The sequence below is a fragment of the Dolichospermum lemmermannii CS-548 genome (genome assembly GCF_028330815.1).
Lineage (GTDB): Bacteria > Cyanobacteriota > Cyanobacteriia > Cyanobacteriales > Nostocaceae > Dolichospermum > Dolichospermum lemmermannii.
In genome coordinates, this window is the sequence record NZ_JAQMTJ010000153.1 from 1 (window position 1) to 23,999 (window position 23,999).

The window sequence follows — 23,999 nt, forward strand, 5'->3', positions numbered from 1 at the left end:
CTCCAAACCTCTCCCCTACCAGGGGAGAGGCTTTAAAACCCCCATTCCCTTGTAGGGAAGGGGGGTTAGGTTTTTGGAGATTATGGGTTTCATATAATACTTTTCAAACAACCTCTTAGCAAAATCCTGATTTATTTTATGAATGTCCCACAGAAAGACCCTGATTTTGAAAACCTCCTCGAATATTTACGAATCAACCGAGGCTTTGATTTCACAGGTTATAAACGTTCAACTTTAATGCGCCGTGTTACGAAAGAAATGGAGACTTTAAATATAGATACTTTTGGCAATTATCAAGATTATTTAGAAGTTCATCCAGATGAGTTTAAAAATTTATTTAATACTATTTTAATTAACGTCACCGCTTTTTTTAGAGATGCTTCAGCGTGGGAATATTTAGCCAAAGAAGTTATTCCTAATATCATCAAAAATAAACAACCAGATCAACAGATTCGATTTTGGAGTGCTGGTTGTGCTTCTGGGCAAGAAGCTTACACTTTAGCAATAGTAATAGCGGAAATATTGGGAATAGAAAAGTTTCGTAATCGGGTAAAAATCTACGCAACAGATGTAGATGAAGAAGCTCTCGTTCAAGCTCGTCAAGCTAGTTATTCAACCAAAAATATTGATGAAGTCCCGTTAGAATTACGCGATAAATATTTTGATATAGTCAATAAAAATTATGTTTTTCGCCAAGATTTGCGTCGTTGTGTAATTTTTGGTCGTCATGATTTACTTCAAGATGCACCGATTTCTCGGTTAGATTTATTGATTTGTCGCAATACCTTAATGTATTTTAATTCGGAAACCCAAGGAAAGATTATCAATCGCTTTCATTTTGCTCTTAATGATCATGGCTATCTGTTTTTAGGAAAAGCAGAAATGCTAGTTATGCACTCTAATTTATTTATCCCTATAGATTTAAAAGACCGTGTATTTGAAAAAGTAGCTTTAGGAAACCTCCGCAGTCGTCAACTAGTTATGAACAATTTAGAAAATCAAGGATCAACTAGTAATTTTTCTCAAGAAATACGCATTAGAGATTTGGCTTTTGATACAGCATCTAGCGCCCAAGTTGTAGTAGATAATAATGGCATATTAATTATGATTAATGAACAAGCTCGTAATTTATTTGGTCTGACAATAAAGGATTTAAATCGCCCTTTTCAGGATTTAGAATTATCCTATAGACCTGTGGAATTACGCTCAGTAATTGAGCAAGTATATAATGAACATCATCCGATTATACTCACAAATGTTGAACGTTATCAGTCTAATTCAGAAATTCAAAATTTAGATGTGCGGGTGATTCCTTTACAAGATCATAATCAAATTATTCTGGGTGTAACAGTTACCTTTAATGATGTCACCCGTTATCTGAAACTCCAAACAGCATTACAACGTTCTCGACAGGAACTAGAAACAACCAATGAAGAATTGCAATCAACTAATGAAGAGCTAGAAACAACCAATGAAGAATTACAATCTACCAATGAAGAATTAGAAACAACCAATGAAGAATTGCAATCAACAAATCAAGAAATGGAGACAATGAATGAAGAACTGCAATCGGCTAATGAGGAGTTACAAACAATTAATCATGAATTAAGCGACCGCACCAGTGAACTTGACCAAAGTAATATTTTTCTTTCTTCTATTTTAGGCTGTCTGCAAATGGGAATGGTAGTCTTAGATAATAACTTGAATATTTTAATTTGGAATCATACAGTTGAAGATATGTGGGGTTTACACAGTGAGGAAGTAGTTCATAAATCTTGGTTTAGCTTGGATATTGGTTTACCTGTAGAAAAATTACGAAATCCAATTCGTGATATTATGTCCGGTAAAAAGAAATTCCAGGAAATACTCCTTAATAGCACTAATCGTCGCGGCAGACAAATCCAATGTTATATTGCCTGTAGTCCCCTAATGAATGAAACAGTAAAAGGTGTTATTATCATGATGACAGATATTGAAAAAATCAACAGTATGATTTCTCCAACAAAAATTGAAGAAAGAGAACGGGAAGGATCAGAGAATATTTAGTCACGATTCTTGGTAATATTAAAGCTGCTATAGTTTACACAAAATCACAAATACCCCCCTTAATCCCCCCTTACTAAGGGGGGAAACTAGAAAATCCGGTTCCCTCCCCTTAGCAAGGGGAGGGTTAGGGAGGGGTTATTTAATTTTTACTTACTAATCTATGTCTATAATTATTGCTGGAGAACGGAGTGGAGTCGGGAAAACAACAGTTACACTTACCCTATTAGCATCTTTACGTCGTCGTGGTGTGAAAGTACAATCTTTTAAAGTCGGACCCGATTATATTGATCCTATGTTTCATCAATATGTAACTGGTCTTCCTTGTCGAAATTTAGATGCTGTACTAACTTCAGAAAATTATATTCAAAAATGCTTTAACCATCATTCTCCGCAAAGTGAATATACTTTAGTTGAAGGTGTAATGGGTTTATTTGATGGTATTGGTCAGTTAGCAAATACAAATGGAAAAACAGACTTTGCGAGTACAGCGCACGTTGCCAGATTATTAGATATTCCCATCATCTTAGTAATAGATTGTAGTCGCTTATCGGGTTCAGTAGCCGCAATTGCACACGGTTATTGTTCTTTAGATAGTAGAATTAAAGTTGCTGGTTTGGTATTAAATCGGGTGGGAAGTGATCGACATTTATCATTATTAAAAACTTCCCTTGCACCTTTACAATTACCCATACTTGGTGTTTTAAGAAGACAAGATAACATTACCATTCCTGACCGTCATCTGGGTTTAATTCCCACTTCAGAATTACCAGAATTAGATCAGATAATTAATAGTTTAGCAGATATAGGTGATACTTACTTTGATTGGGACAAACTTCTACCACTTTTAAAATCATCATCTTCCCCAATTCCCAATTCTCAATTACCAATTACCAATTCCTCAGTAAAAATTGCCGTAGCGCGAGATCAAGCTTTTAATTTTTATTATCAAGATAACTTAGATTTACTAGAACAATTAGGAGCAGAATTAGTATTTTGGAGTCCATTAAATGATTCTCAATTACCAAAAGATATCCAAGGAATGTATTTTGGTGGTGGATTTCCTGAAGTATTTGCACCACAATTAGCTGCAAATATTAGCCTAATTCAAGCAGTCAAAAATTCAATTTCAGCAGGAATACCCACAATTGCTGAATGTGGAGGATTGATGTATTTGTGTGAGCAAATTATTGACTTTGACGGTAACTCCTGGCCAATGGTGGGAATATTACCCACTCATGCACAAATGGATAAAAGATTAACATTAGGATATCGTCGCGCGGTAATTTTAGAAAATACTTTTTTACTTGATAGCAATAAACATATTTTTGGCCATGAATTTCATCGTTCTCATTTAATCACTAATTCTCCCCAACCATTATTTAATACCTATCGCTATGATTGTGATGAAAATACAGGTTTTGAAGGTTGGTATTTACCTAATGTTCATGCTTCCTATATTCATCAACATTGGGGAGAAAGTAGAGAAATACCTCAAAGATTTATCCAGGAATGTTTAAAAAATCAACAAATTTAGATCCCCAATTTAGATCCCCGACTTCTTTTTTATCTTATAACTAAATTGTAGATTCATGTTAGAAGTCGGGGATCTTAATCTTATGATCCCCAATTTAGATCCCCGACTTCTTTTTTATCTTATAACTAAATTGTAGATTCATGTTAGAAGTCGGGGATCTTAATCTTATTATTTCATTAAAGGAATAACAACATTAAAAGTTGTTCCTACATTAACTTCACTTGCAAAAGTAATTTCTCCTCCATGTGCTTCCACTGATTTTTTCACAATTGCTAAACCTAGTCCAGTTCCAGAAATATTACCAACATTACTACAGCGGTAAAATGTCCAAATCCCCTGAAAAGATGTAAAAACAATCCTTTCAGGGGAAAATTATCAACAACCTACGCCGGGTAAATTCTTAACCGCCGATTAGGTTCATCACCAAAACTATCGGATTTGAGACGATAATGTTCCACCAACTCATGCTGCATTTTCCGCACTTGGGAAGAACGGGGTAATAACTCCACAGGCTGACCTTTAGGGATGACAATCTGCTCCACAGCAAGCCTCGCCTCCTCCAAAGCGTCCATTTCATCATCACCACCGTTGTGTAATAACAGTTGTAACTCTCGGTCATCGCCAATATCTGGATCATCAATATTCAGTAAGCGGCGGAGACTGCGAGTAATTTGGGGAATTGTACTAGACTTGATCACATGAATGGGTACATGACGAGCCTTAGCCATTTGTCTTAACTTAGCGTGATTCTTGACGTGCGATCGCAAAGCCAGAATAGCATCAGCACTATCCAAGTCCTTGGTCAATATCACTGGCAAAGTTAACACATTAATCACCTGTTCCAATTGGTGACGACTCACCCCATAGGGGTAAATGTGCAATGGTAAATCTTCCCCATTGGGACCTGCTTGTTTGCGGCTGGCAAAATCAAAACTTTCCGAGTAATTGAAAGATTCATCCAACAAACGGTCAAATTCACTGCGTCCCGTCGGTCTTTCCCGATCTAAAGATAAAGGTGGTAAAGCCACCATTTGTCCAGAAGAACGCCAACCATTAGGTTGAGCAGAGAGGAAAGATTCCTCCACATTAGCAATGTGTCCATTGCCATTACCATTGCTATTGCCACCATTGACCACAGCCAACTGTCTAACAACGCCAACCTTGCCATTGTCATCAACAGTTCTCGTTTGTGGAGTCGGTTGACGACCACGTAACAAAGTATCAACCGTATCCGCCACACATTCATGAACTACCCAGCGTTGCCGTTCCAGCATCTCCACAGCAATCTCAAAAGTAGGTGGCGCTTTGCGTTCCAAAACTGTCTTTTGCGAACCACGCCGTCTAGCTTCATCATCTCCTAGAGTCACAGCCTGAATCCCCCCCACCAAATCAGACAGAGTGGGATTTTTAATCAGGTTTTCAATCTGATTACCGTGGGCAGTTCCTACCAATTGCACCCCCCGTTCGGCAATGGTTCGGGCTGCTAAAGCTTCCAATTCCGTGCCAATTTCATCAATGACAATCACTTCTGGCATATGGTTTTCCACAGCCTCAATCATCACCTGATGTTGTAACTCTGGTTTAGAAACTTGCATCCGTCTCGCCCGACCAATGGCGGGGTGAGCAACATCACCATCCCCAGCAATTTCGTTAGATGTGTCAATAATGACCACTCGCTTATTTAAGTCATCTGCCAACACACGGGCAATTTCCCTTAAAGCCGTGGTTTTACCAACACCCGGACGACCTAGCATGAGAATTGATTGACCAGTTTCCACCAAATCGCGGATCATGGCAATTGTTCCGAATACCGCCCTGCCGACCCGACAAGTTAAGCCAATAATCTTACCGCTACGGTTACGGATAGCACTGATCCGATGCAAAGTTTGCTCAATTCCTGCCCGATTATCCCCCCCAAAATTTCCCACTCGTTGAATGCAATCATCTATCTGTGCTTGAGTGACTGGTGTTTCGCTCAAATACTCAGCTACATGGGGAAACCGAGCTTCTGGACGACGGCCTAAATCCAAAACCACTTCAACTAAATTATCTCCATTAGGATGATGCTCTAGTTTTTCTTGAAGGTCTTGGGGCAAAATGTCTAACAACTTTTGGAGATCTTCTGTAATCGTCATGCTTTCTATTGGTGACTTGACGTTTTTAGAGATATGCTTGGAGCGATGAGCGCGACTGCTCAGACTTAATCTGGGAAACGAGAGTATGGGCAAGCCTTACAGCCTCCCATAGTAATTCCGGTTCTGATTCCAGGCGAATATTGCCTTGACTATCAGTGTTAATCACCTCCTTTTTTTCTAACTGGTCAAGAATGGGTGACAGCAATACACGGGCGTAACTACCATAGGCAACCCCAGAGATAAAAGCTGGGGACTCTTTCCCCCCTGCCTCTTTCAGCAATCCCATTCCCCTTAATTTAGGGACGGTGTAGCTATTAGTGCCGCCTGCTAACTGCACATATCCCGGTAGGTTTGCTGCCAAAACTTTTTGCCCCAATTTCACTGTGGCTATGGTTGTACCATCACCAATATCACCACTCATTGAACGTCCATCAGTTTGCCAAATTAAAAACTGGGGACGGGGGATAATTAAATCATAAATAGCTTTTAGGTAATTAATTAGACCTTCTCCATCGTTACAACTGATGGCTACTAACTTTAATTGATCTGCCCAAGGTGTCATCGCGTTCCATAACCGTTGGAATTCTGCCAACCGCCCCACTTGAGTATGAATTTCTACGGCTGCTATTCCCGTTGACATGATCAATGGTACGATCTCCCCTGGCGTTGACTCATAAGATTTTGTATAAATTGTACCATAAGGACAGATAGGAATGCAACGGCCACAGCCATAACATTTTTCAGCGATTACTCCAGAAAAATCATCTTTGGTATTGTTAAATAAAATTGCTTGGGCTGGACAAATTTTTTCACATGGTCTGGAACAATCGCGGGGACAGTCTTGAGAATTAAACTCAGCTTTTCTAAAATGGGGATCTTCGCCATCATTGAGACTGACCATCAACAAGGGCAAATTACCTGTAAAGGCAAAGCCTCGCTTTTGGGCATTATATCTCAAGCTTTGGGCTACCAGTAAAGCTTCTTGGGTGGCGGCAATGACTGCCGGATCTGCTGCTACATCTATACAGTCAGCACCAGCCAAGGTGTAGGCTAATGTTAAGTTTCTGACCGCAGGAAGATGTTGGTAACTGGCTCCGCAAATTAATTTGAACCAGTTACCCTGTTGTAGGGATTGTAAAGGGGCTAATAAATCAGTCACATTTCCATTATGCGTTTATTCGACTGAAAATAGCAGCCTGTGATCAGGAAAATTTAGATTTTTTTGTTACTAGTTTTTTATTAGTAAATTTTTATACTACTATAAAGCCTCTCTTGTTTGATTTATTGGCGGAAAATCTGGATTAAATTAATTTGGCTACAAGTTGATTTTCTAATAGGATGTTATTTGTTAATAAGTCCTCAACAGTAATTCTTAAAAACCGTTGTTCATCAACTTGAAAATAGATTTTAATGCGATCGCTTCCCGGAAATCCTGGAGGTTTAAGTTTGGCAATTTTACTGGCATTTACTGTATCATTGAGAGGCTTAACAGTAGTTGCACCATGATCAAGCTGACGAGTAATTAAGCGGTCGCCCTCAAAGTATATCTCTGTTCCACCTGTTTGGGCGCCCAATTCCCCAATAATTAACTCAATGCTGGGTTGATTTTCCACAGAAGCACCCAAAACTAATTCTACGGGTTGAGTCATGGGGTAAGGTTGTCCAGTTTTAATAATTGGATGCCAACTATGACGTTGATTGCGGCGATCCCAATAACGCACACCGTAACTATGATAAAGATAGTCTTTAATTTCTATCCCTTGAGTTATTTGTAACGCCCCTTGAGCGATTGCTTCAAAAGGCAATTGACGACAGATTTTTTCTGGTTCAAAATATTGTTCTATCCATGCTTGCACTACGGGCAACTGTACAGTTCCCCCAACTAATAATACTGCATTAATATCATCAATTTCTATACCGTAGCGTCGCGCTTGCTGTAATAGCGTCATCATTACATCATGCAGTTTATCAAAAAATCCGTTTTCCTGCAAAATATTTTCAAAGGTGTAACGATCAAGATCCATTTCATAACTTTCAAAAGTTTGATCATGAAAATAAACTTCACTAGCTTTATCTTGGTGAGATAGCTGAATTTTCAACTGTTCCGCTAGTCGCGCTGTGAGAGAACTAACTGGCAATCCTTGGGTTTTAGCAAAGTAATCTACTATCCAATTATCAATATCAGTTCCGCCTAGATTTTGCCCTGCTTTTGCTAATACACGGGCTGTTTTAGTCTTTTGTTGAGAATTTTCACCCAGATTTTTATCACCCCATTTGAGAAGAAATCCTAGAGGTTTAGTCTTGGCTTGTGTACCTTGATCTAAACTCACTAAAGATAAATCTAAAGTTCCACCACCAAAGTCAACGACTAAGAGAGTTCCTTGATCTGTTAAACCATACCCCAAAGCCGCAGCAGTGGGTTCATCCAACATCCGCACCTGTTCGACGGCTAATGATTGACAAACTTTCCCTAACCAGTGACGATAGGCTTCAAAACTATCTACTGGTACGGTTAAAACCAAGGAATCTATTCCCCCTTCTAAAGGTGCTAATTCTGCAATTACTTTGCTTAAAAACCATGTTCCTATTTGTTCAAAGCTAATGTTTTGTCCATCAAGTTCCGGTAAAAAACCCTGGATATCTGCACCAATTCCCCGTTTAAAGTTCCGGAAGAATCTGGTGTCGGTTTTCAGATCCAAACCGCGATCGCGTACCTGTTGTCCAGCTATAATTTTACCAAGGCTGGCATTTTCTACATAAACTAAACTGGGAATTAGTGGCGGATTAAGATATTGTTGGCTGGATAACCCAGGTAGATTCAGGGTTTCTGCTTGTTGGGTGACAGAATTCCAACGAGTGATAACTGTGTTACTTGTACCAAAATCAATCGCGATCGCCATATTCTTTGATTATTTAACTAAATAAATATCTAACATATTGGATATTAAGTTTTTTATAGTTGGTGACAAAACATACTTTCTCGAAAGAACGAGAATACAAAATTGAAAGTTATCCGGACATAACAGAATCAGCAGTGGATACTCAAATAGTAGATGCACCTTAATTAAACCATTACCCTTGGCTTGTGGCTAAGGGTTTTTTTCTTTGGGATTTATATCTTAACAAATTTTGATCAGGAATGCCAAAAATTTTATTTGAACATAGCAGGCAGTAAGTTGGGGGCTAACCATAACGCATAACCAATAAAACCAAATAGCATAGTAATCAAGAGAGTAGCGACATAACTAATACACATTAATAAACCATCAGATTCAATAGTAGCAACTGCCAAAAGTAAAATCCCCACAGTCGGAATGGGATTGGTAAAGGGAATTGGGGAAATTAGTAATATTGTTAACCAAGAGATGCACAGCCCGTTAAATCGCCAAATTAAAGGATGATTGGCGACTTTTTGTAGTCGGGGACGGGCAATTTTTTCTAATACCCTAGTCACGCGACGCAGATTTTGTAAGATGATTTTAGCGAAGGCGTTGGGAAATTTATAGTTAGCGATTTTTTTGGGTAGCCAAGGTGTTCTCCTCCCTAAAACCATTTGCAATGATAATAATAAACAAGCACCACCTAAAGGACTGGTTAAGCCTGGAGGCATGGGAAATAGAAAAGGTAATACTAGTAATGTGATTACTAAGCTAAAACCCCGTTCGGAAGTTTCCGCTAGGATATCACCTAAAGTTAGTGGCTGTTCACTTAAACGTTCTAGAAGGGATTTAATTTCTTGAGAAAAGCGCAAATTCATAACTATGATTTTAATGATTTTTCTGATTCTTATGATACAGCAAAATTCAGGAGTGAAAACCGCTGGATGCTTCCTTGTTGACAGATAGGAGTTTAATTTTCATTTTTTACCTCCTTTACTGACCATCTCCTGTTTAATTACATATCCCATCAAATAAATCATATCAATCAGGTAAATCATAGTTTAATTTTCATTTTTTACCTCCTTTACTGACCATCTCCTGTTTAATTACATATCCCATCAAATAAATCATATCAATCAGGTAAATCATAGTTTAAGATGATAGTCATAGGGCTAAAACTGCGATCGCTTGAGGAATCACCCGAAACACAGCAGGAGTATGGGTTGTAATTTCTCCATCTGTGTTAATAGAATGGGGTTTTCTAGTATATATTGTAAATTCCTGACCTTCAAGGGCGCGGACGTTCGGCCAATCAATATGTCTACCTTGACGCATAGCCGGAAGTAGGGGAAGAATTTGCCACCAATGATCGATTTCTAAACTATAAAGATCCAGTCTTTGATCGTCTATCGCTGCGTCGTGAACTACAGCCATACCACCACCATAATAGCGACCATTACCCACAGCAATTTGCACAGTTTTCACATGAATTGATTCGTTATTCACACGAATTTCTGCACTAAAAGGGCGAGATTTCCAAACTACTTGAAATGCAATTGCTGCATAGGCAAATATACCCCAACGCCGTTTAATTTCTTTAGTTAATTGTTGAGTAATTTTTACACTTAAACCCAGACTAGCAACATTAAAAAAATATTTCCCATTTACAGAACCTAAATCAATTCTTCGCAACTTTCCAGAGGCAATAATTTGACACGCTTCCGGTAAAGAGTTGGGAATTGCTAAAGTCCTGGCTAAGTCGTTAGCAGTTCCTAATGGTAAAATACCCAAAGGTAATTGAGTCTCAATTATCGCCTCTATAGTAGCATTAAGTGTACCATCACCACCACCGACAATTACCAAATCTATTTGCTGTTGGTAACGCCGAATCACAGTCCCTAGTTGAGTTGGATGTTCTGTAGATTCTGTAATTATTTCCAAACCCAATTTATTTAAACAATTTATTGCTTCTTGGTAACGTTCTTGCCCTTGACGAGAATTACTATTTATTAACAGTAGTGCGCGAAGACTCATTGCGTCCACCTTTTGTAGTTTATATATCGAATTATCTACATCTATTTTCTGAGAATATCAGCGGCAGATGATCAGAAGGTTGAAACATAACTTGTCATAGAACAGAATACAGTAATATGGTTTTAGCATCAATACCTTGTCCATTTTTTGCTTTGTTGGGTTAAGCGACAGCGCAACACAACCTTATATCTTAGAGGTATGTTAGAAGAAGTTTTCAGCTATTTTACATTTCTTTACACAGTTTGGTTTTATTGTGTTGACTTACTTAATTATCAGCCGTAGTGAATATATATATATACTTATTATTCCTCTTTTTTTCATTCTATCTATCCAAAGAAATATCTATTCTTTAATATTATTTTGACTTGGTTTTATTGATATAAAATAGCGGCATCTTTCAAACCCAATATAAACATGAGTTCATCACCAATTTTACAAAATATGGAAAAACATCTTCCCATAGTGGGAGATGTACATACTAAAAGTCCCATTGCTTACAAAGCAACCCGTCTTGCAGTTAGTACAATTAACGCAGTCCAAATGGCAATAGCCGAGTCTTATATCAACGGATTAGAAGTACCGGATGCTGTGTTGCGATCGCTTTTTGATAGTTGTATGCCTGTCTTTTTTAAGTATTTTCCATCCCTGCTTGTCCCCTACGAATGGGTATTAACAGAAACAGACAATACCGCCGAAGGTGCGCGGGATTTAATGAAGATTCAGTACGATTTGCCTCAAGCTATGTTGAATCTCATGTTAGGTGAGGGAAAACTTATTTATCCCAAATATAGCATGGGATTGTGGGAAAAAGGAGCAGCAAATCTCGAACAATCACAAATGCAAATGATTGATGATGTAATTGACAAATTAGAAATAAAAGATGGTGATCATATTTTAGATTTTGGCTGTGGTTGGGGCTGCGTAGCAAATTATATTCTTGCCAAATTTCCCAATGTCAAATTCACAGGAATTAACTTGAGTCATAACCAATGTGAATATATGCGTCAGAAAATGCAAGATCCTGAAAGTTACCTCAGTTCCGGTCGTTTTACTCTCTATGAAGGAGATATAAACGATGCCCAATTTGAGACAAAGTTTGACAAAATTCTCTCAATTGGCGTTTTTTGTCATGTGGGTAATTTAACAAAGGCTTTTCAAAAGCTGGCATCTTTTCTCAAGGATAACGGCAAGGTTTTTATTCACATTATTACAGTCCGTACCCCTAATAATATCTCCAGTGTTTTCACTCACAAATACATTTTCCCTCATGGTCGTTACTGGAAATATGACGCGATTCCCAGCCATAATCAAGACCTGAAAACTATTGATCAATGGTATATTAATGGCTCTAATTATTCTAGAACTTTTGCTAGTTGGTTAAAAAACTTTGATGATTCTCAGGCAATAGTCAAAGATTTAGACTACGGGATGGACTATGCCAAATTTCGCCGCATCTGGCGGTTTTATTTAATTTGGTTTGTTGCTAATTTCGCCAGTTGCAATGGTGAATACAACGGTAATGGCCAATATTTAATGGTTCATGCCTAATCTTTGATTTTAGTTATAGTAGTTATCACGCTTGATGCAATATAATGGAGGGCGCAGACCCTGCGCCCCTACAGGTGAAAATTTATCAGTGATTTAACTTAATAAGTTTTGGTTATCTTCATAAAGTTTTTGAACTATTCTTAGCACATCTAATATTAAAATATTCCAATTATCAGCGGTTTCGGGTAATAAATCATTTTTTTGGTTGGGACGTAAATGAACTATTTGATTTCTCAGGTTATTCAAATAACTACTAGGACTAGTATTTTGTTCATTATTTTTGTTAGGATATTCATATCGGTAATCTATATTTATTGATTCCAGCAACTTTTTAAAAGAATCTTGAAATCTAGGTTCTAATTTTGTATTTTCAAAAAAATCATTATAAAATTCTTCAAGAGATTTACCCGTCAATCCCAATTTATCATAAAAAGGCTTGAAAAAATACAGAGGTTGTAATCTTTCGATGCACCTATACAAGTCCAAATAAGCAAATTTAAAATCAGAAGCTACATAACTCGCCAAAATATTTTCAAAAGGAATATATTTGTTTCCATTATCGAATATATTTTTAAACTCTTGCAATACTTCTGGACTATATGGTAACAAGCAATAACCATTGCTTTGGGTTAATACAATACCTGTAATTTGACTTAATTCTTCTTTTTGAGAAAATCTGCTAATTATTTTATATAAAGCAATACTTGGAAAGTAATCTTTTAAGCTAACTCCATTAATTTCTTCCTCTATATTGACTTCTTTATATCCTTTTTTATTAATATTCCACTCACCTTCTAAAATTTCCTCTAATTTTGATATATCAGTATCTTTTTTAACAGATAAATCTAATTCATCAATAATGCCTACCCAAGAACCTGGGTTAAGAGTTTCTTCTTGTAGAAAATTGGAAATTTTAGATAAAAATTCATGATTCACTAATACCAAATAATTATTATTTTGATAAGTAAACCAAGCACTATAAAAATCAGGAAATAACCTTACTTTATTATCAATTTTAAGGTATGTTAACCAATCTATACAAGTTTCATCACCATAAATAGTGTAATTTTCTTGTATAGGAATAACAGATTTTATTTTGTTTATAACATTTGCAATTGGTATTTTTATAGTTCTGCTCATATTTTTAGTACATTTTATTCCAGCACACAGCAAAAGAGTTAATTTCAGGTTCAGAAAAAATTACTTTAAAAGCATCTAAAAAAGCTTGACCATGTTTTATTTTGGGCAGAAATTGTATCTTTTCTGTCAAAATATCTAAAGCCAAAAACTGACGATTTTCATAGATGCTTTGAGATTTAATTTGATCTCGCAATTTATTTAATTTAATCATTGTATCTTGAAAATTGTCTTCTACTCTTTCATGTTCTTTTTCTAAATTGCTTCCTAGTAAACCAAATATTTTTTCTGCACAAGCCACGATAAAACTAACTCTTATAATGTGAGTAGTAAAAATATAACGATCTTCAATTTCTGAAAGTAGGTGATCAATTTCAATCATGATAGAAAAAATATCTTCAAATTTATCAATAGTTGCTCCTGATTTTTCTCTAATTAAACTCATAATGTCTAAAGCAGCATGATATTCGGCTAATTGTTCCTGTGTCTTAATTTTAATTCTTCTAGCAGTAAATGCTAAAAATAGTTGAACAATTTCAGACTGTTTGTATAAATTTTTAGCAATCAAATTATCTAAATGAGGAATATCATATCTCCATTTTTTGAGAATTGGTTTAAAAACTACCTCTAATTGTTTATCAAGTTCCCAACGAATTTGACCACAATTAAGTATTAACATTCTATATAATAAAGCTGATTCATCTTGAGTAAGCCAAAATTCAACTCTCAAATTATGATTAATATGATCTTCTTTTATAGCTTCTTTTAATGCTTGGATTCTTTGCATTCCATCTAAAATACTGATATCTTGTTTTTGTTCTTCAATTAATGTAAAAAAGTTATCTTCATTGATCTCACTATTAGTCATACAACCTAAAACTATAGGAGGTAAAATTGCTCCTTTTTGCAAATCTTCCACCATTTGATTACGAATGATTTTAGCAGACCTAATTTTTAAAACTTCCCTCTGCTCTTCAAGGTTGCCTTTTTGTTCATGAATATCATTGATAAATTGTATAAAATCAGGAATTCTCACTACTGTAAGCACAGAGTAGCAATTAAGATTTGTATCTTCTTGAATATCAATTATTTTGAACTTCATAGATAGATCCATATTTTGTCTGCTTATATACATATCTGAATTATACACTCCATACTTGCTGTTATGTTAATTATAATTCAGGAAAACTATAATCCCCTCTTACCTGCCGATGAATTGGCGAGTAAGGGGGGATATCGAGAAATTATGATATTTTTAGTAAAATTCTCTAACCTACATCATCATGTGCGAAACGGTTAAACAAGAAATCTAGCGCATAGTTCCGCAATTGATAATATTGAGGATCTTCCATAATTCTCGCTCTATCTCTAGGACGAGAAAAAGGAATTTCCATCACTTCCCCAATTTTTGCATGAGGTCCATTGGTCATCATTACCAACTTATCAGCCAAAAATAAAGCCTCATCAATATCATGGGTAATCATCAAAACTGTACAACGGTTATCATTCCAAATTTTCAACAATTCCTCTTGTAATTCTTCCTTAGTAATTGCGTCCAACGCCCCAAAAGGTTCATCTAAAATCAACACTTTGGGACGAATAGCTAAAGCCCGCGCAATAGAAACCCGCTGTCTCATTCCCCCAGACATTTGCATGGGTTTCTTTTCCATGGCATCAGCTAAACCCACCATTGCTAAATGATCTCTCACAATAGCCCGTTTTTCGGCTTCTGGCTTAGTGGGATAAACTGCATTTACAGCTAAATAAATATTGTCAAAAGCTGTTATCCAAGGTAATAACGCATAGTTTTGAAATACTACCATGCGATCTGGACCTGGTTTTGTAATTGGTTGTCCTTCTAATAAAACTTGTCCAGTTGTGGGGAAGTTAAAACCAGAAACCATGTTTAACAAAGTTGATTTACCGCAACCAGAGTGGCCGATAACGCAAAGAAATTCACCTTTCTCCACGTTGAGATTAACACCATCAAGAACGGTAAATGGTCCATTTTTGGTGGGATAAACTTTGCAAACGTCTTTAATTTCTAGGAAAGGCTGACGGCTGATTGTGGTTGTAGCTGTGTTGGTAGATTTCAAGTTACGGTTTTGCATTGTTTAGTAATTGGTAGGAGGTTTCGCGCAAAGGTGCAAAGGAGCAAAGACGCAAAGGAAGAAAGGGTTTTTTTAAGCTGCGGTTCTTCTGGGGGCATCTAGAATGACTTCGGCTATGGAGAAGTCGCGTTTGATTTTTAGGTCGTTAAGATAGGCAATTGGATCATCGGCGTTGAAGGGTTTACCATCAAATAATTGAATGGGTTGACGGGTGTAACTGATATCTAAGCCTAGTTCTCTGGCTGCGGTACTGAAAACGCGGACTCGACAAACTCTTTCAACGATTTCTACCCAGTTTCTGGGGAAGGGAGTGTCACCCCACCGCGCTAATTGAGTCATAATCCAAATTTGTTCGGTCCGACTGGGGCGATTAATGGCAGACTCGGAATAAAATTGGTGATGGGCATATTCCCGCATGGGATGATTTAAGTCACAGGTAGCGTTATTCGGGTTTTCCAGTTGGATATATTCAATATCTGTGCTGACATATTCCTGACTTGCTAAAATTTGGCGAATTTCTTGGGCGTTGGCAAGATCTGCACAATATTGGCAAGCTTCTAATAAGGCTTTGGTTAAGGCAATATGGGTATTCGGATAAGTTTCTGCCCAATCTTCTCGTACTCCTAGAACTTTACCAGGGTGTCCTAACCAAACTTCTAAATCTGTGGCTATGGTAAAGCCTGAACCTTCAACTGCTGCCCGATAATTCCAAGGTTCACCTACAGAATAACCGTCAATAGTTCCACCTTTTAAATCTACTACCATTTGAGCAGGAGGGATATTTTTCATAACCACATCACTGTCGGGGTCAATTCCTCCTGCTGCTAACCAATAACGTAGTAATAGGTTGTGCATGGATGCGGGATGAACTACTCCCATTCTGTGTGTTTGTTCGCGGGTTTTTAGGAGATAATTTTTGAAGTCAGATAAGCTATGTACACCTTCATCATAAAAGCGTTTGGCTAAGGTGATGGCGTTACCATTGCGGGTCATTGTCAGGGCGGTAACAACTGGTAAAGGTTGGTTTTTATTTCCTCCTAAACTTAACCACATGGGCATACCTGAGGGCATTTGTGCCGCATCTAAATATCCCCCTGTCATCCCGTCTACAATTCCCCGCCAACTGCTTTCTCGGACTAAATTAACCTCATCCAGACCATGTTTGATGAAAAAGCCTTTTTCTTTGGCAATCGCCAGGGGGGCGCAAGCTGTAATGGGTAAGAAGCCAATTTCTAAATTAACTTTTTCTAAACCATGACGAACCACCGCAGCAGTTTTTCTCGCCCGAATTTTCTTGATGCGTTTTTGTTGGTTGAGGAAGTAAATCATTTCACTTCGCAAACTGTAGTAACTGGGATGTTTTACTACTTCCATGCGTTTGCGAGGACGAGGAATATCTACTTCTAAAATGTCGCCAATTTTCGATTCTGGTCCGTTGGTTAACATGACAATTCTGTCAGATAACAAAACCGCTTCGTCTACGTCGTGTGTCACCATGACTGCGGTAACTTGATTCTCTTCACAAATTTGCATTAATTGTTCTTGCAAATTCCCGCGAGTTAGGGCATCTAAAGCACCGAAGGGTTCATCTAATAGTAATAGTTTAGGACGAATTGCCAAGGCACGAGCGATCGCTACCCGTTGTTTTTGTCCACCTGATAACATCCCTGGTTGTTTATCAGCATGGGGGCGTAAACCGACCATATCTATATGTCTGTCAATAATCGCTTTGCGTTCCGCTGCGGGCATCCCATGTAATACGGAATCTACTGCTAAGGCAATATTTTCTCTCACTGTTCGCCAAGGTAAAAGCGAATAGTTTTGAAATACTACCATTCTATCAGGTCCAGGTTTTTTAATTCTTTGTCCTTCTAAAGTGACTAAACCTTCTGTGGCTAAATCTAACCCAGCAATCATGTTTAGAAGAGTAGATTTTCCGCAACCTGAGTGACCAATAAGAGAAACAAATTCGCCTTTTTTAATTTGAAGATCAATACCCTTGAGGGCGATATATTGACCGCCACCGGTTAATTCAAAAACTTTATCAACTTGGTCAACGCCAACAAATATAGACATATTATTTGGTAATTGGTAATTGGTGATTGGTGATTGGTGATTGGTAGTTGGTAGTTGGTAATTGGTGATTGGTGATTGGTAGTTGGTAATTAGTAAAGTTCCCAGTCACCAGTCCCTAATCCCCAGTCCCTATTTCTGTTCACTTGGTAAAATCCAGTTTTGTAATGCAGCCATCATTTTATCTAGGATTAGACCAACAACGCCGATATAAACTAGAGCTAAAATAACTTCACTAACGTTATTATTTTGATAAGCGTCCCAGATGAAAAAGCCAATTCCCACAATACCTGACATCACGATTTCTGCGGCAATAATCGCTAACCAAGCTAAACCAATCGCAATTCTTAAACCTGTGAAAATGTAGGGTAATGCTGAAGGAATTAAGATGTTAAGGAAATACTCTTTTTTAGAAAGTTGGAGAACTTTAGCAACGTTGTTATAGTCTTGAGGAATTTGAGTGACACCCACCGCAGTATTAATGAGAATCGGCCAAATTGCGGTAATGAAAATTACGAATAATGCGGCTGGTTCGTTTTGGCGTAATGCTGCTAAGGAAATAGGAACCCAAGCTAAAGGAGGGACTGTTCTTAATAACTGAAACAAAGGATCTAAAGCTTTTGACATGGTTTTATTAACACCAATCAAAACACCCAAGGCAATACCGACAATTGCCGCTAGTGTATAGCTAATAGCAACCCGTTGGAGACTAGCCCAGATTTGCCAAAAAAGCCCTTTATCAGTGCCTCCTTTATCGTAAAAGGGATACAAAATCAAGATCCAAGTGTCTTGAATAACTTGGATTGGTCCTGGTAATGTTGCCCCTGGAGTCCAAGAAAATACTTGCCAAATGGCTAGAAAGATAAATAACGCAATGGCTGGAGGAATAAGTTCAGGAATTTGTTTCTGTAAACCCGATAAAAATTTATTCTCTAATTTAGGACTTGTGGCACGTTTTTGGGCTATGGTCATGGATTTTTCCTCTAATTTATGAATGATTAATGGGTATTTTGTGAAAATTAAATCTGCATTTTTAAACCCGTGTAGAGACTTTCTAGGGAACATCTCTACTTTTTAGATATATTTACCTATTAAACGCTGACCTTTTTAATTTTCAAACTCTTGAGATATTCTTCTGGTTTCTCCGGGTCGAATTTGACTCCATCAAAAAATTCTTCAACTCCACGAGATGTACTGGTGGGAATATCAGCAGCAGGTATTCCCAATTCTTTAGCTGCTTCTTTCCAAATATCTTCGCGGTTAACTTTTTTGATTAATGCTTTGGCTTTGGTTGCACCATTTTCTATATAATCTTTGGGTAAGAATCCCCAACGCACATTTTCGGTGATGAACCATAAATCATGACTTTGGTAAGGATAGGAAACACTACCTTTTTTATCTTTCCAATAATAAGCAGCCATTGATTTATCATTAATTGTCCGACCATCTCCCATATCATATTTACCTTGGTATGGGTCAGCTAAAACTGTTGGGGAAGATAAACCAAAATACTTTTTAGCGGCGAGAATTTCTGCGGCTTCTTTGCGGTTATCAAAGTTATCTAGCCATTGTTGGGCTTCCATGACACCTTTTAATAAGGCTTTTGTGGCTTTGGGATTTTGGTCAACCCAATCACCTCTCATGGCAAAATATTCTTCTGGATGATTTTTCCAAATTTCGGCGGTTAAGGCGGCCATGAAGCCGATTTTGTCGTTAACAAGGCGGAACGGCCAGGGGTCGCCGGTGCTGAAAGCGTCCATTGTCCCGGTTTTCATGTTGGCGACAGTTTGCGCCGCAGGTACTGTTAATAATTTGACATCTGTATCTGGGTCAATGCCACTTGCTGCTAACCAGTACCGAATCCACAAGTCTTGGTTAACGTGGGGGAATGTAAACGCTGCGGTAAATGGTGTGGAGGCTTTGAGTTGGGCTAATAAGGGTTTAGCCGTATCAAGTTTTAAACTAATTCCTTTCCCTAGATGTTTGTTGGCGATCGCAATTGCATTACCATGAGTAACTAACTGGGCAAGAACATACATGGGAATGGGCTTATTACCTTTGGTAATTTTACCCTCTGTAATTAAGTGTGGCATTGGCATTTGCCATTGACCACCATCAATACCACCACCAGCAGAACCAATTTCTACGTTATCCCTTGCTGAACCCCAAGAAGCTTGTTTAGAAAGTTCTACATTACTCATGCCATGTTTAGCAAAAAATCCTTTTTCTAAAGCAATAATTAAAGGTGCAGATTCAATAATGGGAATATATCCTAATTTGGCTTTTGTGATTTCTGGTTTTTGGGCATCACTAATATTAGCTGTTGGTTGTGTAGCAAGTTGTGTAGATGTACTACCAGTTTTACCTGCTTCTGGTGGGTTTCCTAGACAGCCTTTAAGTAATACTGCACTGGCTGAAACTCCAGCCGTGACGATGAACTTACGGCGAGAAATTTGGTTAAAAAATTCAGACATGAAACATCTCCCTGGTGAAAGAATTTATTTTTTAAACATGAAAATTTAGACAAAGAATTTATTTCTTTGCTTTACTATTGAAATTCCTAGTTATATCTAGGCATTCAAAATTAGCTTTTTATGTAAAAAAGTTAGTTTGTATACTTTGTGATAAACATGGTTTAGTTTCTTAACCTAGTATGAACAAGAGGCATCACTCAGCTAGTAAAATCTAGTTTACAGTGTTTCTGATCAAAGTGATCAATTTTCAACTCGAATTATTAAATAAATATTATATTGGATACATAAGTAAAAACTTATAGTTTGGGCTTAATTTTGTGGAAAGTTTCTAATATATATTGTTTAATCAATGATAATGATTATTTCTAATCTATGGTGTCCGTAATCTTGGGTTTAGTTAATTACAGAAAAAGGACATGAATAGATAATTTTGATGTTAACCATTGAATAAAGTCTTCATTCATAGATGAATTTGATGATAACCATTTTTTATAAATTAGGGTTGATACAGTGTAGCTTGCTTCCCGCAGCTTGCGTGGCGAAGCCATAGGGTACGCAGATAAACGCAGATAAACGCAGATAGGAAGGGATGAATTAATGGAGTGCATAATTCTGTGCAGTCTCTTGAATTCTGCTGTATTTTCAGCCTTTACCACCGGTAAAGGTAACACCTTGAATTAAGTAGCGGTTAAAGAAAGCATAAATAGCTAAACCTGGCAGAGTAAACACCATTGAAGCTGCCATAATGTAGTTCCAATAGCTGATATATTGACCTTTAAATGTATTTAGTCCTAAAGGTAAAGTAAACATTTCTGGGTCAAAGAGAATCATTACAGGGAGTAAAAAATTATTCCAACTACCCATAAAGACAAAAACCGCTTGTGCGGCTAATGCTGGTTTAGCTAAAGGTAAAACTATATACCTAAAAATTCCCCAAGCATTTAAACCATCCAATTGTCCAGCTTCTTCTAGTTCTCTAGGGAAATTGACAAAAAACTGCCGCATCATAAAAATGAAAGTAGCATTGACCATACTCGGAACAATCATCCCTGGGTAGGAATTTAGCCAACCGATGGCTTTTAAAATTAAAAATGTGGGAATCAGGGTAATTTGCGCTGGCACTACTAACACGGTCAAAATTAGGAAAAACCAGCACTGTTTACCCCGAAAATGCAATCTTGCGAGGGCATAACCTGCCATTGAGTTAAATAGCAAGTTTAAAATTGTGACAGTAACACCAATAATCACACTATTAAATAACCACCGCCAAAATAAAGGTTCTTGCAGAAATATTTGTTTGTAATTATCGAGAGTAAAATGTTTGGGGATAAAATTAAATTCACCGCTAATAATCTCGGATAGAGGCTTAAATGATGCAGAAAATGCCCAGAGAAAAGGAATTACGGTAATAATTCCATAAACTGTGAGGAAGATATATAACAGCACTTTCAACCAGAAACTACCAAAGATTTTATTCAAATTTTATAACCTCCGAAAAATTGCCTCTGAATTAATGTGAGGATAATAATTACAAATGCTAGTAAAAAGGCAATTGCTGCACCATATCCCATTTGTAAATTCCGAAATACGGTTTGATAAATCAGCAGGACTAAGGTGAGAGTAGCGTTATTTGGTCCACCTGTCCCTCCAGAAAATATATAAGACTGATCAAATAATTGAAAAGTCCCAATTATTCCCATAGCCATGACAAAGAAAGTCACAGGTTGCAATAAAGGCAAAGTAATATAAATAAACTGTTCCCAATTATTAGCACCATCAAGTTCTGCTGCTTCATAAAGAGTTTGGGGAATATCCTGTAAAGCTGCTAAATAAATCACCATAAAAAACGGTGCTGTTGACCAAATATTCATGATCATAATCCCTTTCAGGGCAACAGATGGATCTCCCAACCAATTATAAATAGGCAGGTTGAGAAAAGCCAAAAAATTGTTTAATAGTCCATTTGTGTTATAAATCCACATAAAAATTAGTGTCAAAACTACTGAAGATGTAACTGTTGGTAAAAAGTAAAGAATCCGCCACCAATTTTTGCCGCGAATGCCAGAATTGAGTGTCACAGCTAAACCTAAAGCCAAAATAGTTTGGGTGGGAACAACAATAGCCACATATTCTGCGGTATTTTTCAAAGCAATTCCCACTCTTTCATCTGTTAGCAATCTTTGGAAATTACCCAAACCGAAAAAATGGTAATTAATCCCTCCCAACATTTGTACTTTGTGTAGGGAAAGAAATACAGCATAGAGAATAGGCAAAATTACAAATGTGCCTAAAACTAAAATACTGGGAGTTATGAATAAATAAGCTGTAAAATTTTCTCGAATCTGTCTATTACAGTGATTTTCTCGTAAATGAAACACATTTTTATATCTCACGCAGAGGCGCAAAGTCGCCAAGGAAGAAAGGAATAGAAAAATTAGAGTATGGTCTTTGCAATTAAAGGGGTTTACTGCTGACTGCTAAACTCTACATATCTGCCTTAATTTGTTTGTTTGCTGCATCTTGTGCCTTTAACATTGCCTGTTTTAATGGTTGTTGTCCTAGTAAAACACTAATAAATTGATTATCAAAATTGTTGATAATTGCGGCAGGATTTTTACCTAATTGCCAGGGTGTCGCATAATTAACTCCTGCTACTAATGATGATCTCAGAGGGTCTTGATCATAACCTAACTGTTGTGCCACTGATTTACGGGCTGGTAATGCAAATCCTTTACCTGTCCATTTTTTCATGCCTTCTTTACCTGTTAGAAAAGAAATGAGTTCCCAAGCTTCTTTTTTATGGGGTGCTTGTTTATTCATGACATAAGCAACAGTAAAAACCATTGTGGATTTTTGATTATTAATTTCTGGTATTTCTGCTGTGGCAAATTCTAGTTTGGGAAAGGTTTCTTGTAAATAGGGAATTGCCCAATTCCCTTCAATTACCATTGCTACTTTATTTTGTCCAAACATTTCACTCCCGGAATTTGTGCCGACATCAGATTTTTGGGCGGAAGATCGATCTTTTTGATATTGGTTAATTACTAATTCTAAACCTTGTAATCCTGGATTATTTGCAAAGGTAGCATAACCATTTTTATCAATAATTTCCCCTCCAAAAGCTGTAATTTTGTATGCTTGACGGGCTAATTCAGGAATTTCACCAAAGCCATATTTATTGAGTTTGCCTGTTAATTGTTTTGAATAGCTGCGGAGTTGCTCCCAGGTAGTGGGAGGACTGGTTAAACCCACTTGATTAAATGCTTGTTTGTTATAAAATAGGGCTAAGGTGGAATAGTCTTTAGGTAAACCATAAATACGATTTTGGTAGGTAAAATTCTTGAGTAAATTGGGTTCTATATCTGTGAGGTCAAATTTGGGTTTAATGTATTTATCAAGGGGTTCTAGGACATTCTGACCCATTAATAAAGGGGCTTCTAGTGCGTCGAGATAAAATACATCTGGTGCAGCTTCTCCTACTAAGCGGGTTTTAATTACATCCATATATTGATCAGAAATCGCTTCATATTTGACTTTGATCTGGGGATGCTGCTTTTCAAAGTCTTCAATTACCTGTTTTAAAAGTCTTTGTTCTAGAGGATTTCCTGTCCAACCGCTGAGTTTAATGGTAATGAATGGGGGTGGTTTTGGTAATGGCCAATTGTGATAACTAATAATAGCGATCGCTATTATTATTACCAATCCTAAAAAGTTAAATAATCTCTTTTTTCTCACAATTTAATTGAGATGAATTCAGAATTGATGTCAATACTGTTCGGTTAAGAGACAACCCAACAAAAGTCCGTAAATGTTGGGTTTCCTAACTTCAAACCAACCTACCAGATTTAAATACAAAAACCCCACCTCCCCGCAAGCGACGAGGGGATTTAAAACCCACCTTCCGCACCCTAAACTGTCACACAACGAAAAATGGTCGTTTGGGGATTTGATATTAGCGATCGCCACCTAAGATTTCGACGATTTTGTATCAAAATTATCCTCACAGGTATTCAAAAATCCGAAATTAC

The 23,999-nt window shown here is 37.2% G+C and carries 17 protein-coding genes and 1 pseudogene; 3 read left to right on the forward strand and 15 right to left on the reverse strand.

What is annotated here, in order from left to right; all coding sequences use genetic code 11:
- Positions 1 to 138: 138 nt before the first annotated feature.
- Together PN450_RS09985 and PN450_RS09990 are read left to right on the forward strand one after the other, a co-directional pair.
- On the forward strand, positions 139 to 2,046 hold the full coding sequence (locus PN450_RS09985; protein ID WP_271836172.1) for a CheR family methyltransferase: 1,908 nt from the start codon (positions 139 to 141) through the stop codon (positions 2,044 to 2,046).
- 160 nt (positions 2,047 to 2,206) lie between these two features.
- Complete coding sequence (locus PN450_RS09990; RefSeq protein WP_271836173.1) at positions 2,207 to 3,580, forward strand: cobyrinate a,c-diamide synthase; 1,374 nt, start codon at positions 2,207 to 2,209, stop codon at positions 3,578 to 3,580.
- A gap of 168 nt (positions 3,581 to 3,748) precedes the next feature.
- Here PN450_RS09990 and PN450_RS09995 read toward each other — a convergent pair.
- The 6 genes and pseudogenes from PN450_RS09995 to PN450_RS10020 all read right to left on the reverse strand — a co-directional run.
- Positions 3,749 to 3,904: pseudogene (locus PN450_RS09995) on the reverse strand (sensor histidine kinase); the annotation flags it as partial.
- A 59-nt stretch (positions 3,905 to 3,963) separates the two neighbouring features.
- Entirely contained in the window at positions 3,964 to 5,715 is a 1,752-nt protein-coding gene (locus PN450_RS10000; protein WP_271836174.1) for a R3H domain-containing nucleic acid-binding protein, read from the reverse strand.
- 25 nt (positions 5,716 to 5,740) lie between these two features.
- Complete coding sequence (ldpA, locus tag PN450_RS10005) at positions 5,741 to 6,874, reverse strand: circadian clock protein LdpA (protein ID WP_271836175.1); 1,134 nt, start codon at positions 6,872 to 6,874, stop codon at positions 5,741 to 5,743.
- Positions 6,875 to 7,016: 142 nt separating this feature from the next.
- On the reverse strand, positions 7,017 to 8,615 hold the full coding sequence (locus tag PN450_RS10010) for an Hsp70 family protein (RefSeq protein WP_271836176.1): 1,599 nt from the start codon (positions 8,613 to 8,615) through the stop codon (positions 7,017 to 7,019).
- Between the two features lie 251 nt (positions 8,616 to 8,866).
- Positions 8,867 to 9,472 (reverse strand): exopolysaccharide biosynthesis protein, encoded by a 606-nt coding sequence (locus PN450_RS10015; RefSeq protein WP_168652828.1) that lies wholly within the window; start codon positions 9,470 to 9,472, stop codon positions 8,867 to 8,869.
- A 286-nt stretch (positions 9,473 to 9,758) separates the two neighbouring features.
- On the reverse strand, positions 9,759 to 10,628 hold the full coding sequence (locus PN450_RS10020; RefSeq protein ID WP_271836177.1) for a lipid kinase: 870 nt from the start codon (positions 10,626 to 10,628) through the stop codon (positions 9,759 to 9,761).
- A 414-nt stretch (positions 10,629 to 11,042) separates the two neighbouring features.
- Between PN450_RS10020 and PN450_RS10025 the strand changes: the two genes are divergently transcribed.
- Entirely contained in the window at positions 11,043 to 12,176 is a 1,134-nt protein-coding gene (locus tag PN450_RS10025) for an SAM-dependent methyltransferase (RefSeq protein WP_168696652.1), read from the forward strand.
- A 93-nt stretch (positions 12,177 to 12,269) separates the two neighbouring features.
- On the opposite strand, the gene PN450_RS10030 is transcribed toward PN450_RS10025, so the two are convergent.
- From PN450_RS10030 to PN450_RS10070, 9 genes are all read right to left on the reverse strand, one after another.
- Complete coding sequence (locus tag PN450_RS10030; protein WP_148765604.1) at positions 12,270 to 13,316, reverse strand: hypothetical protein; 1,047 nt, start codon at positions 13,314 to 13,316, stop codon at positions 12,270 to 12,272.
- 4 nt (positions 13,317 to 13,320) lie between these two features.
- Positions 13,321 to 14,427: a hypothetical protein gene (locus PN450_RS10035; protein ID WP_246862990.1), complete on the reverse strand. Its 1,107-nt coding sequence runs from the start codon at positions 14,425 to 14,427 to the stop codon at positions 13,321 to 13,323.
- A 154-nt stretch (positions 14,428 to 14,581) separates the two neighbouring features.
- Positions 14,582 to 15,424, reverse strand: a complete 843-nt coding sequence (locus PN450_RS10040; RefSeq protein ID WP_148765606.1) for a nitrate ABC transporter ATP-binding protein — start codon at positions 15,422 to 15,424, stop codon at positions 14,582 to 14,584.
- Between the two features lie 72 nt (positions 15,425 to 15,496).
- Complete coding sequence (locus PN450_RS10045) at positions 15,497 to 17,500, reverse strand: ABC transporter ATP-binding/substrate-binding protein (RefSeq protein ID WP_271836178.1); 2,004 nt, start codon at positions 17,498 to 17,500, stop codon at positions 15,497 to 15,499.
- A gap of 129 nt (positions 17,501 to 17,629) precedes the next feature.
- Complete coding sequence (gene ntrB, locus PN450_RS10050) at positions 17,630 to 18,469, reverse strand: nitrate ABC transporter permease (protein ID WP_271836179.1); 840 nt, start codon at positions 18,467 to 18,469, stop codon at positions 17,630 to 17,632.
- Between the two features lie 119 nt (positions 18,470 to 18,588).
- Entirely contained in the window at positions 18,589 to 19,971 is a 1,383-nt protein-coding gene (locus PN450_RS10055; protein WP_271836180.1) for a CmpA/NrtA family ABC transporter substrate-binding protein, read from the reverse strand.
- A gap of 642 nt (positions 19,972 to 20,613) precedes the next feature.
- Positions 20,614 to 21,450, reverse strand: coding sequence for a carbohydrate ABC transporter permease (locus PN450_RS10060; RefSeq protein ID WP_271836181.1), 837 nt, complete (start codon positions 21,448 to 21,450; stop codon positions 20,614 to 20,616).
- Positions 21,447 to 22,349 (reverse strand): carbohydrate ABC transporter permease, encoded by a 903-nt coding sequence (locus PN450_RS10065; RefSeq protein ID WP_271836182.1) that lies wholly within the window; start codon positions 22,347 to 22,349, stop codon positions 21,447 to 21,449. The genes PN450_RS10060 and PN450_RS10065 overlap by 4 nt, the downstream gene beginning before the upstream one ends.
- A gap of 106 nt (positions 22,350 to 22,455) precedes the next feature.
- Positions 22,456 to 23,706 carry an ABC transporter substrate-binding protein gene (locus PN450_RS10070; protein ID WP_271836183.1) on the reverse strand — a complete coding sequence of 417 codons (1,251 nt, stop codon included), beginning with the start codon at positions 23,704 to 23,706 and terminating at the stop codon, positions 22,456 to 22,458.
- Between the last annotated feature and the right edge of the window lie 293 nt (positions 23,707 to 23,999).

What these genes read in the sequence shown, in the direction of transcription:
- PN450_RS09985 (WP_271836172.1), top strand. Translation starts at nt 139, where the DNA reads ATGAATGTCCCACAGAAAGACCCTGATTTTGAAAACCTCCTCGAATAT.
- PN450_RS09990 (WP_271836173.1), top strand. Translation starts at nt 2,207, where the DNA reads ATGTCTATAATTATTGCTGGAGAACGGAGTGGAGTCGGGAAAACAACA.
- PN450_RS10000 (WP_271836174.1), bottom strand. Translation starts at nt 5,715, where the DNA reads ATGACGATTACAGAAGATCTCCAAAAGTTGTTAGACATTTTGCCCCAA.
- PN450_RS10010 (WP_271836176.1), bottom strand. Translation starts at nt 8,615, where the DNA reads ATGGCGATCGCGATTGATTTTGGTACAAGTAACACAGTTATCACTCGT.
- PN450_RS10015 (WP_168652828.1), bottom strand. Translation starts at nt 9,472, where the DNA reads ATGAATTTGCGCTTTTCTCAAGAAATTAAATCCCTTCTAGAACGTTTA.
- PN450_RS10020 (WP_271836177.1), bottom strand. Translation starts at nt 10,628, where the DNA reads ATGAGTCTTCGCGCACTACTGTTAATAAATAGTAATTCTCGTCAAGGG.
- PN450_RS10025 (WP_168696652.1), top strand. Translation starts at nt 11,043, where the DNA reads ATGAGTTCATCACCAATTTTACAAAATATGGAAAAACATCTTCCCATA.
- PN450_RS10030 (WP_148765604.1), bottom strand. Translation starts at nt 13,316, where the DNA reads ATGAGCAGAACTATAAAAATACCAATTGCAAATGTTATAAACAAAATA.
- PN450_RS10035 (WP_246862990.1), bottom strand. Translation starts at nt 14,427, where the DNA reads ATGGATCTATCTATGAAGTTCAAAATAATTGATATTCAAGAAGATACA.
- PN450_RS10040 (WP_148765606.1), bottom strand. Translation starts at nt 15,424, where the DNA reads ATGCAAAACCGTAACTTGAAATCTACCAACACAGCTACAACCACAATC.
- PN450_RS10045 (WP_271836178.1), bottom strand. Translation starts at nt 17,500, where the DNA reads ATGTCTATATTTGTTGGCGTTGACCAAGTTGATAAAGTTTTTGAATTA.
- ntrB (WP_271836179.1), bottom strand. Translation starts at nt 18,469, where the DNA reads ATGACCATAGCCCAAAAACGTGCCACAAGTCCTAAATTAGAGAATAAA.
- PN450_RS10055 (WP_271836180.1), bottom strand. Translation starts at nt 19,971, where the DNA reads ATGTCTGAATTTTTTAACCAAATTTCTCGCCGTAAGTTCATCGTCACG.